We start from the raw sequence: 10,895 nt of genomic DNA, 5'->3' as shown, positions 1-10,895 counted from the left end.
CGCGCATGCCGGCAGCGCGCGCCACGGCAAGCACGTCGGCGCACGTGTCGATGGTGGCTGCGGCACCAGCGATGCACAGCGGGGAGGCGGAGTCGATGAAGCCCATCTGCATGTCGATCATGATGAGCGCGCACATCCGCCCGAGGCCGTTGCACGGGACTAGTTTCTGGCCGACCTCCGGGTTGCTGGCCGGATTGACTTTTGCTTCTTGCATTCCCTGAGCCCCTTTGCTCTCCGTCATAGTGAGTGCTGCATGCAGTCAATCACCTACAAGCGGCGAATTGACTCCCATGCTGCCACAGTAACGCACAATTACCATGCGCTTAAGCTGCGCGTCTACCTTCGACGCATACACCATCAATCCGATGGACAGGACAACCACCGCCACAGCTAGCAGCAGCATAAGAAATTAACATCGCATGTTCGGACACCATCTCGTTCCCCTGTCAATCACTTCGTGCACAAAATGCAGAGAACATTAGCCTTACTGCAGCGGCCAACGTTCGAGACCCCGCAAAAAACCTACGTCAAAAGTATTTTATATGCCCCTGAACAGGGAAAACTTAGGATATCGGCACTGGAAGGCGAATGGCTCGCTTCGCGTCCATCCTCTGCGGCCACCAGAACCCCGCACGCACAGCTCTTCTCGCCTAGCCGCACTCTGCCCATCTTCTGCAGCCCCCGACACCTACGCGCGCATACGACGATATGCAACAAGGCAGAGCAACGAGGCAAGAAGCGCCACCACACCCAACGCGACAAGAGCGCGAGGAGCGATATCACCCGTCGCCTTCAACGAGTCGCCAACGACATTCGGCGAAGGCATGGACGTCGAGCCATCCAGCGAAGGAGGCATGGGCGTGGGCACGTCCGGTGTCGCTCCCAAGTCGGCGCCGCCTGAAGGCGGAGGCGTCGGATCGGGGGCAGGGTTGCCATCGCCACCGTTACTGCCGCCGTTATCGTTGCCGTCACCATCACTGCTCTCGGCCATCGGCACGATTTCCAAAACGAAGTTCTTCGTTGCGGGCGGGGCGGCAAGACGCCTGAGCACGATGTCCCAAATCGTTGACGCGCCGACACCCTCCCGCATGGGCTCCACAGAATATGCCATCCACAGGAACACGGGATCCGCACGCTTCGTAACCTCACATTCGACTCCTTCGGGCACCTCGATGACGAAGTCCTCAGCCTTGGTCGGAATTTTCGACGCGGGCACCTCGATCTTGGCGTAGCTGTTCTCGTCCCATTCGATGGACTGGTTGCCCAACTCAGCAATGGAAAGGGAAACGATTTCGAGCAGCAGGGTATCGGGGCCGGGGCCGGGAGCCGGAGCTGACTCCTTCCATCTGGCATAAAGCTTCAGGTCGCCCGTGGCCCCCAGCGGGATCGCCGTCACCGGCTCGCCCGAAAGAGCCTTGTCCGCATACCAGCCGTCAAACACGAAGCCGTCGCGCACCACGTCTGTCGCACTAGGCAGGCGCACGTCGCTCGTGGCCACCGTGTAACGGTCGGGAGCCACGTACCCCGAAGCCCACGCGCCACCATTCAACTCGTAAGCAATGCCGTATTCCACGTTTGTCCACTTCGCGTACAGGTCGATACTTCCCTGCACCAGCCGCACGCTTTCGAGCGGCTGACCGCTAAAGTCGGCGTTGTCGTACCAGCCTTCGAAGATGCAACCATCGCGCGTTATGTCCGCCTCCCCCGGTAGGATCACCGTGCTGCCCTCAGAGACGCCGTCGTCACCAAACTCATAGACCGTCTGCGGAGCCGTGAGGAACGTGCCGCCATTCTCGTGGAAGGACAACACACAGGCATCACTGGCCCAGCGAGCGTATAGCGTGATATCGCCATAACTGTCGGCGCTGATCTCGACAATCGGGCTATTCTCGAACGTAGGGCTGTCATACCACCCTGCAAAGTCGTGGCCCTCCCACGCCATGATAGTCGCAGCGGGAAGCATAAGCCCCGTACCCGTGGTATAGCTTTCGTACGTACTCAGATCGATGTTTCCAGGCGGCACGTCGCCCTTATAGTCAGAGCCCATGTTATAGACAACCGTATAGGTAATCGGGGTCCACTTCGCCCAGAACTTTCGCTCCCCTGTCTCGTCCGGCTCGATAACCTTTACAGGGTCACCCGAGCAATCGGCATTGCCATACCAGCCGCCAAACTCGTATCCGGCACGCTCCAACTCGGGCAGCGTCGCTCCAAAGCCGAACTGGTAGCTGAACACGTCAGACTCGCCTACCTTCAGCGTTCCTTGGTTCTTTTCCAGCGATACCTCGTACAGGATGGTCGTCCACTTTGCCCACAACTGCTTGTTACCAAAGTCAGCCTCCGTGATAGCTGTCACCGGCAAGCCGACATAGTCCGCGTTATCGAACCAGCCGGCGAACGCATAGCCTAGCCGCGTTATCTTGTCGGCAGTGGGCAGAGCGGCGCCGGTGCCCGCTTGGTAAGTGAGCGAGTCGGATAGGCCTTCGGCAAGCTCGCCCCCCATCAGGTCGAGGACCACGCTATAGGTTATCGAATCCCACTTGGCCCACAACTCTTTGTCACCGAAGTCGAACTCCCCTATGGAGCCGACCTGGCTGCCCGTGCACGCCTCATTATCAAACCAACCGCCGAATACGTAGCCCGCGCGGCTAGGCGCAACGAGCGTAGCGCCGGTACCCGCCACATACGCCGTGACGTTATCGGATGCGTTAGTGAATGCACCGCCGCCAAGGTTGAGCTTGACCGCATAGGTGTTGGGGCTCCAACGCGCGTACAACGTGATGGGTTCAACCCCACCCGGTTCGATCTGCGTAACAGGCGAGCCGCTGAAATCATCGCTCTTGTACCACCCGCTGAACGTGTATCCATCACGCGTGATATCGGAACCTGTCGGAAGCACCAACGTCTCTGTGGTGTCGTATTCCATGGGCACCTTGTCGGCCTGGACCCAGTTGCCGCCGTTCGCGTCAAGCACCAAGGGATGCTTAAGCGAGCTGGGGTCGCGCTCTTCCACCACAACCTGCTTGGAATAGGACGCAAACGAATGATCGGTGGCGGCGATGCGAATCTCATAGGCGCCTGGCGCCACCGGCATAACGGCAGAGGTCATGGGGGTCCAAGCGGTCTCGGTCGCGGCAGCATCGTCCGCCGTAGCCTCGGCGCCGTCGCCCGCGCCTTCGCCAGCCACGGGACGGTATTCGAGGTCGGACGGTTTGTACACGCCGATGGATGCGAAATGGATGGCGCCCATGCCATCGGTGCCCGCACGCACGCCGCGCACGCGGTCGGCGCAATCCATCTCGGGCCGCGGCGGCATCTCGACCGTTTTCTCGAAGCTGTAAGGCCTGCCTGAGAGACGCGCGGCATAGAACAGGCTCACTGAGCGCGTGCCCTTGAGCGCAGTCTCGTCGTTCGGGAACCCCTCGTATTCGATGATCCCGGAAAGGTCGATGCTGTCGGGGTCTTCGGTGATGGAAGAGAACATGTCAGGCGGTATAGATGAGTATTTCTCATCATGCCATGTGCCGTCCTTCCACGACAGGTATGGCAGGTTGTGGATGCCGACCTTCGTTCGATTGAAGTCCGAACCCCAGCACACAAGCTTCTCGTTCTTGAAGTCCAGCTTGCAGTCCAGGTCGTAATCGTAGAACGCCTGCTTGTCCCCCTCGAACCGCAAAACCGGATAGCCCGCGTTGATGGTAGGGTCGAACTCCCACACGTGATCGTTGAAACCCCATCCCTTATACGTAGTCTCGTTACGCAAATCAGGGAAGACATAGCCGTTCAGAAGACGATGATCACCCTCGAAGGCACCAATATAAAGAGTGCTCCTCGCATAGGATACGTCTGCAGCTTCATCCTTCGTCAGGGTTCGCCCGTGCAAGTAAGCTGTATCCTCATAGCAGTTCTGGAAGGCGCTAGCCGCCCCTGCAGCCGTGTAGCCCGCCAAACGCCAAGCAGCGTTGGCAGGGACGGCTCCGGGGGTTGTCTGCGTCGGCCCGGGCTTCCCCAGCCCGACGCAATTGGACACCCGAGTGTTCTCAGCGTCGTAATTACCCTTGTTGTCCACCTCGATATTCCCCAGCAGAACGCCCACGTTCAGCGCCGCACCCGTGGCAACAGAGTTCAGGTCGACCTTCGATATGCAGCGGTTCAGCTGACCCGAGCCCGCAAGGGCACCGAGCATCCCCCCACATTTGGGTCCCGATGCGGAAAGAGTTCCCTCCACGAAGATGTCCTCCATGGAGCCGTTGAGCATCCACCCGGTGATGAAGCCGCCATAGCCATTCTGACCGCACGTCAGGGCACCGTTTGTCACCTGGATGCGGCTAAACTGCGACCCTTGAGCCGTCACGCCGTTGACGCCCATCCATCCGTCGTCGCCCGACACGAACCCGATACGCCACTTGCCCCGCAGCTGCACGCTGTCGAAGAACAGGTCGGAGAACTTCGAGTTGAGGGAGCGGCGCGCGAGAATGCCCAGCCGCTCGCCACTCGCTACATCCTGCAGGTTGCTGCAGTTCCGGATGGTCAGATTGTTTATGTCGGCATTGTATACATCGGCAAACAGCGATGCGCCCGTAAGACTCGTTATCTTATGGCCGTTGCCATTGAGCACTTTTGGGTTTGTCGCCGTGCCGCTTACTAGCTGCGAGACCACCGACGCCGCCCTCGCCGCAGCCGCCTCATTGGCAGCAGACCATTCCGTAAAGTCGAGGTCAGCCATCAGATGGAATGTATCTACGCCGCGCTGCAAGTCATTGCCGATGCCCACGAAATCATCGACCGAATATATGTTCCGCTCGAACTTCGTGTAACTTACGTTCTCCACCTCAGTGTTGTTCACCGTCTTTGCCGGAAGCTGCATCACGGTGCCCTCGAGGGACAAATTCTTGATGTAGGCGTGCTTGGCCCCCATGAAGAGCGCAGGAAGCATCTCGTCCTCCGCATAAATGCGGTGCCCCTGCCCGTCCAGCTTGCCCATGAACACGACATCGACGAGACTGGCAGCCTCGTCGATGTTGAACACCTCGATGTCGTTGTCGAGCACGTAGCTGCCATAGGGGTTGTCGGCGATCGCCCGCAGATCATCGGCAGTACGGATGTGCGTGACGGGCACCTTGTCCTCGTACACGCTCGAGCGGAAGTCGTTCGTCATGCGCTTCGCCAGGAAATACATACGCGAGCGGAGGCTGTTCATTTGCGTAAGGTTGCGATCGGCCTTGCCCGCATCGGTCTTCAGCGCCGTCTCGAACTTGTCCACCAGGTCGTCGAAGTCGACGTAGGTGACCTTGTCCTCGTTGGCCTCGATGGCATCCCACTTAGCCATCTGCCATTCCTTGAAAGAGTTGTACCCGGTGAGTTTCTGCAGCTTCGCCAGGTCGCCGCCGCCTCCGTTGCGCCCGAACTCGGCCCAGGCATCGAAGCCCTTGTCGCCGAGCATGCGGTAGATCTCGATCTTGAACGACCGCGAATCGGGACGGTTGCCGTTGCAATGGATCGGGAACCACCACACGCCGCGCAGGTCGTCGGCGACGTAGTTGGCCCACAGCCACGTCCAGCTGCTCGCCTCGGGCAGGCCCGGGCGCAGGAACAGCTGGTTGTCGTACACTTCCTCCACGGTCTCGAACTTGCGCGAGCCGTCGTTGAACACCGAGGCGTTCACCGGCATGGTGGCCGTGGTTCCATCATAGCCGTTCAGCACGTTGTTGCGCGAATGCAGGATGGTGGCCGTGGCGCCGGTGTCCATCGCCGAGGTGCCGTTCTGCCCATCGAACCAAGCTTGCGAGGCCACCTTGTTCTGCTCGTCCTTATCCAGCCTGAGGAACGCTTGCAAGGCCGCATAGTCCAGCATGTCCAGCGCTTCGTACATCTTGTGGTAGTAGTCGTCTATCTTGTCCTTCGACATGATGCGCTCGCGGCTCAGGTTGGATGACACGTCCTTCGACAGGTCCCAGTCGAAGGTCAGGTTCATCACGTACGACCAGCCGCCGAAGCCCTGTGTTAGGAAGCCGTCGGTGTAGTCCTCGTTGTTGGTGATGCCGCGCTGCTCGCCGTTCAGGAATATCTCCTTGTCGATGGCGTGCGCCATCTCGTGCGACCAATAGTAGTCCCACGCGCACCCGAGCGCGGTGTACGCCAGGAAGTAGATGTTCTTGTCGGTCCTCGATATGTTGTTCGTCATGGCCGCAGCGCCCTGGCCGTTGGCGATGAAGCGCCCGGTGACGTCGGTGAAGTTCTTGAGGTAGGGATCCTCGGTGAGCTTCTTGCCCGTGGTGCCCTCCCGCTCCATGATCGACCTGCCCGAGTCGTACTTGGAGAAGATGTTGTCGAAGCTGATGACGCAGACGGAATCGACCCGCTCCACCCCCACGATGGAGGTCACGGTGGACATGTAGCGCGATGCTGGAATGAAGATGTTGTCCAGGCGCTGCTTGAATGACGCCCGATGCGCGTCGTCAAGCGGGGCACCGACCTCGTAGTTGCCTGTCGTGCCCGAGGCTATCAGCATCGTGGTTGAGGCGAAGTACTGCGTGCCCGGCTCCAACGTCAGCCACAGAAGCAGGTAATCCGAGTACCGGGACGCCTGGTCCCAGCCGCGCCACAGCGGTCGCTCGCTTTCGGGAACGTTCTCGTATTCAGGCGGCAGATATTCGTGGTAGAACGCGATGGAGCTCATGTAGTCCTTGAACCACTCGGCCATGCTGGCATAGCCGGTCGTACGCTTGACCACAAGCTGGACGAGCTGGATCGAAGACGTAAGGCCCGTATAGCTGTACAGGAGCTTGGGGAGTACCACCTCGGAGAGCGCATCTACCTTGGCAAATACGGGCATGTAGGATTTTCGCAACGTGGGCGTCATGCTCAGGAGCGACAGGCCGGGCCTGATAACGCTGCCCCGGAACGCTATCACCAAGAACGCGTTCGAGTCCTTTCGCGCCTTCACGATCTCGTTGCCACCAACGTCGAAGCCCATGAAGCGCTCCAGGTAGGTGTAGAGGAACATCAGGTTGAACATCTTGGTCTCGGGCGCCGTCGAACTCCAGTCCTCGCTCGGCATGGCAGCTTCCGCGTTTTGCATGATGTAGTTCCACGCATAAGACGCCGAGTCGCATGCGTTCCATGCGGGTATGTTAGTGACGAGGTTGGCCGCCACTTCCTCGGCCTTGTCGCGGATGTTCTTGTCGAAGTAGTCGCGGACGCTGCGATGCATGCGAGGGTTGCCGCTGTAGCTTTGGAACCACGTCGCCCAGGTCTTCGAGCGAATGAACGACGCCATGCGGGTGATGGCGGGCTGGGCACTCTTGCCGATGATCCAGAAATTCGGCTGGTACAGCACGCCGACATCGTGCGTCGCGTAGGACGCGGTACAGGTACCCTTGCCGAGGTAGTCGAGGTCGAGAGTCTGCGAGGTATTGTCAGCGAAGTACACCACGCTGCGCACAATGTCTTGCTCCTGGCCTTCGAACAGGCTCACCTTCATGCCATCGTCCTTGTGCACCGGCCATATCTCGCGGATCTCCTTCGTGGCCAGCGGGCTGCTTGCTGGCATGGCGTTACCCGACTTCACGATGTCCTCGTAGGAGGCGAAGGGGGCCAGCTTGTAGGCGTTGAGGTAGGCAGATTCGCGCGCGGCCACATAGCCAGGCGTATTCGCAAGGTCGGCCTTCACCGTGGCATCGTTCACCGTAGGCTGGCCGCCAACGGTCTTCACGTAGCCTTCCCAATCCACGCCCGAGGTGTAAAAGACCTCGAAATGCCGCTCTTCCTCGTCGATGGCGGCAGGCAGCCTGAGGGTGAGGTAACCCTTGCCGCCGCCCCAGCGCACATCGACGACGGGGCTGTAGAACTCCGGCATGTTGTAGGCCTTGACGCGCACCGTGTACTCGTAGGCGTTGTTCTTCACGTTGTTGAGGAAGAAGGATCCCTTACGGACGTCGCCGGTCCTAGTGCACAGGGCGACGGACTGGACGTTTTTCACCACGACCTCGGGGGAATAGGCGCCGCGGGCAGCCGAGGCAGCAGGACTGGCCTGAGCGACGGTTGCTACCTGGGCGGCCTCGTCGGGACCGACCGCCTGAACGTCGGCGATCTGGGCCGCACTTTCAGGATCGGCCGCCTTATCTGCCGGGACAACAGCCTGGGCGGCACGGATGGCGGACCCGTAGACAACGGGCTCCTCATCTATCGCGCACAGGCTCACTGTGACAGAAACGACATCCGGCTTGACGCCGTTCGCTTCCACGTCGTCGGCAACATGGGGTTGCTTCGTGACGACCTCGCTGGGCAAGAGAGACTCGTCGTGGGGAACGGCCGCCTCATCTTCAGCCTTGCGCGCCTCTTCAGCCGCAAGGACGTCTTCGTAGGTAGGACCCTGGGCCAGGGCTTCAAGCGCAGTCTGAACGGCTTCGTCGTCCTGCGCCAGGCGGTCCTCTACCTCAGAAGAGAGACTGCCGTCCTCGTCAAGGCAATTGCCGCACGTATCTTCAGACCCAGCCTCGAAAGTAGCCGCTTCAGAGGCCGACCTTCCCCCATCGCCATTTTGCTCAAGATATGACCCCGTAAGCGAGCTGACGATGAACTCGTTGTCCAAGTCGTCTTCGGTTATAGTTCCGTCGGCCAGGTAGCCATCCAGGATGGCCTGCTTCTCTTCCTCGGTCTTTTGCGGAACCGCCTGCTGGGTCTGTTGGGTGGAGAGCGGACTTTGCGTCTGGCCCTGGGCAACTATCAGCGTGCCGTCAAGCGGGACGTCCATATCGATGCGGCCCGTGTAGGATTCCGTAGTGGACTGGTCCGCTTCCTGGCCCGATGGCGTGTTGCCAGATGCTTTAGCAGACGCAGGGTCGGCATAGGCGGGCTGTACTTCAGAGAGTGGGAATGTAGGAGCGAGCAATGCTCCTGCAAGAAGCACGGAAATGGCGACGCGCCCGGCGTTGTGCGTTGTCTGCTTCGTTTTTTCAAGCACCTCGGCTGTTCTCCTTTACACAGCAGAAGTGACCAGTGTGGTTTAATTGGCACAATTTGTTTTATTATATCGCGCTCGGTAACGATTCGGCAACATCCAAATTGCCTGTTTTGCAGGCGATGTATGGCATTTTGCAGGCCCATGCAGGCGGCCAGACGTGCCGCCGTCGGCTGCATGCCGCACATGCGACAAGCCGCGAGCAACGCCGTCAGGAACCCCACGTTGAAAACGGCGAACAGCCCAACGGAGCGCCCGACTGCGAAATAGGACGTGCCGCGCAGGTACAGGGGCGGTCGGCGTCGTCGCCAAGGCCCAGTCCCGCGTGCCTTAATGCCAGCCGTGGTGCGCGCCGTGGCCTCTGTGACCGCCACCCATGTCCGAACCCGAGCCGCCGTCGGCACCGGCTGCCGCACTTTCCGAACCCGCCTTGCACGCCGCGATGCGGTCGCGCAGTTCGCGCATGGTCATGTTCGCGCAATCCTCCACGGACACGCCAAGATCCAACTGCGTTAACTCGACCGCGGCAGCGTAACGCCCGCATCCCATGCCATGACCATGCGCCTCATCGTAGAGCTGCTGACTGACCCCGCGGCAATCCGCCTGGTAGGAACCGCCCGCCAGACATACCTCACTTGCCGCGGTCAAAGCCTGCTGCTGGGCCTCGTCGCTGGAGGACACGCTTATGGATACAAAAGCGTCCCCGTCAAGATAGGAAGCAATCTGGTCGCTGGCGAGCAGCATCTGCAATGCCTGCTCGTACGGCAACCCGTTAAGGGGGACGTCCAGCAATAGACGGACTCCATCCTCGTTGATGCCTTCGGCGCCCACCACCTCGTCCACTCGGTTCAGCTGCAGCTGGATGGACGGGTTGATGTCAATGTCCACAAACGCCGTGGGAACCGTGTCGGCCGGAGAGGCAGCCTGCCCTTCGCCGGCAGGGCCAGCCGAATCGGCAGGCTGGTCGCCATCCGCACGTTCGGCCTCGGCCGAAGAGGAACGTGTCAGACCGGGCATATCGACACCTGACCCTTCGAGGACTGACTGTCCGGCACCAAGTTGGAACGCCCCGAATCCCACAGCTGCCAGCACGACACACGCGGCAATTGCGCTGCCGGCAATGCGAGTCCAGCGTCGGGATCGCATTACGGACCGAGGAACGGCCCGAGCCGTAGGACGCCCGTCAAGGGCAGCGCCGCATGCCGACTGCACAACGCCAGGTTGCACTGCAAGCTGCTCCTCCGGTTGCGTCGCGCAGTTCCGTCCCTGCGCAAGCACATACGCAAGAGCCTGACGCTTCGCCTCATCGGAGGCCTCAATGCCGTCGAAGGCCTCCCGAACACGCCGGTCCAGATCGTTATCATTCACGACAGGGCCTCCTTCAGCATCTTTCTGCCCCGCGATATCCACGAATACACCGTGTTTACGGGAGCGTCCATGATGTCGGCAATCTCGGGCGCGGTATAGCCCTCGTACAGCGAAAGGTACAGGGGGAAACGTGGCGGATCATCCAACGAGCGGAAGGCGTCGACGAGTTCGGCGTGCCGCGTCACGGGACTATCCGTGGTGCGCGAGGACTCCCACAGGTGCTGTTCGGCCGCATCGTCGAACGGCTGGTCCTTGCGATGTGCCGCGCGCAGCATGTCGCGGCACACGTTAGATGCCACCTTGATGAGCCACGCCTTGCGGTGCTCGTCGTCCTTGAATTCCGTCGTGTCGGCCAGCGCATATTTTAGAAACGTGTCCTGAAACGCGTCCTGAACGTCCTGTTCGCGCGAGAAAAAGCCGACGCATGCGCGCCACACAGTGGAGCCGAAGCCGTCTATCGTTTGCTCGATGTCGTAGCTGCTGCGCACGTCTTTCCCTCGTGTCGTCGTCGTGCCACGCCGAACGCTTGCGCTGTATCCGTCGCCGGCCGCCTGCGCCATGCTCC

3 protein-coding genes and 1 pseudogene are annotated in these 10,895 nt (G+C 60.4%); all 4 read right to left on the bottom strand.

Features of this window, described 5'->3' with window-relative positions:
• A pseudogene (locus tag NFR19_RS04835) lies at positions 1-214 on the bottom strand (hypothetical protein); the annotation flags it as partial.
• A 474-nt stretch (positions 215-688) separates the two neighbouring features.
• Positions 689-8,965, bottom strand: coding sequence for an InlB B-repeat-containing protein (locus NFR19_RS04830; RefSeq protein WP_251212662.1), 8,277 nt, complete (start codon positions 8,963-8,965; stop codon positions 689-691).
• Between the two features lie 327 nt (positions 8,966-9,292).
• Positions 9,293-10,330: an anti-sigma-I factor RsgI family protein gene (locus tag NFR19_RS04825; protein ID WP_251212661.1), complete on the bottom strand. Its 1,038-nt coding sequence runs from the start codon at positions 10,328-10,330 to the stop codon at positions 9,293-9,295.
• Entirely contained in the window at positions 10,327-10,890 is a 564-nt protein-coding gene (locus tag NFR19_RS04820; RefSeq protein WP_251212660.1) for an RNA polymerase sigma factor, read from the bottom strand. Before NFR19_RS04820 ends, NFR19_RS04825 begins: the two co-directional genes overlap by 4 nt.
• Between the last annotated feature and the right edge of the window lie 5 nt (positions 10,891-10,895).

The organism is Adlercreutzia murintestinalis (genome assembly GCF_943192905.1).
Lineage (GTDB): Bacteria > Actinomycetota > Coriobacteriia > Coriobacteriales > Eggerthellaceae > Adlercreutzia_A > Adlercreutzia_A murintestinalis.
The sequence above is the reverse complement of the archived record's forward strand: the minus strand, read 5'-3'. Positions and strand labels throughout refer to the sequence as shown.

Excerpts from the sequence above, each read along its gene's own strand:
- NFR19_RS04820 (WP_251212660.1), bottom strand. The coding sequence starts at position 10,890 with ATGGCGCAGGCGGCCGGCGACGGATACAGCGCAAGCGTTCGGCGTGGC.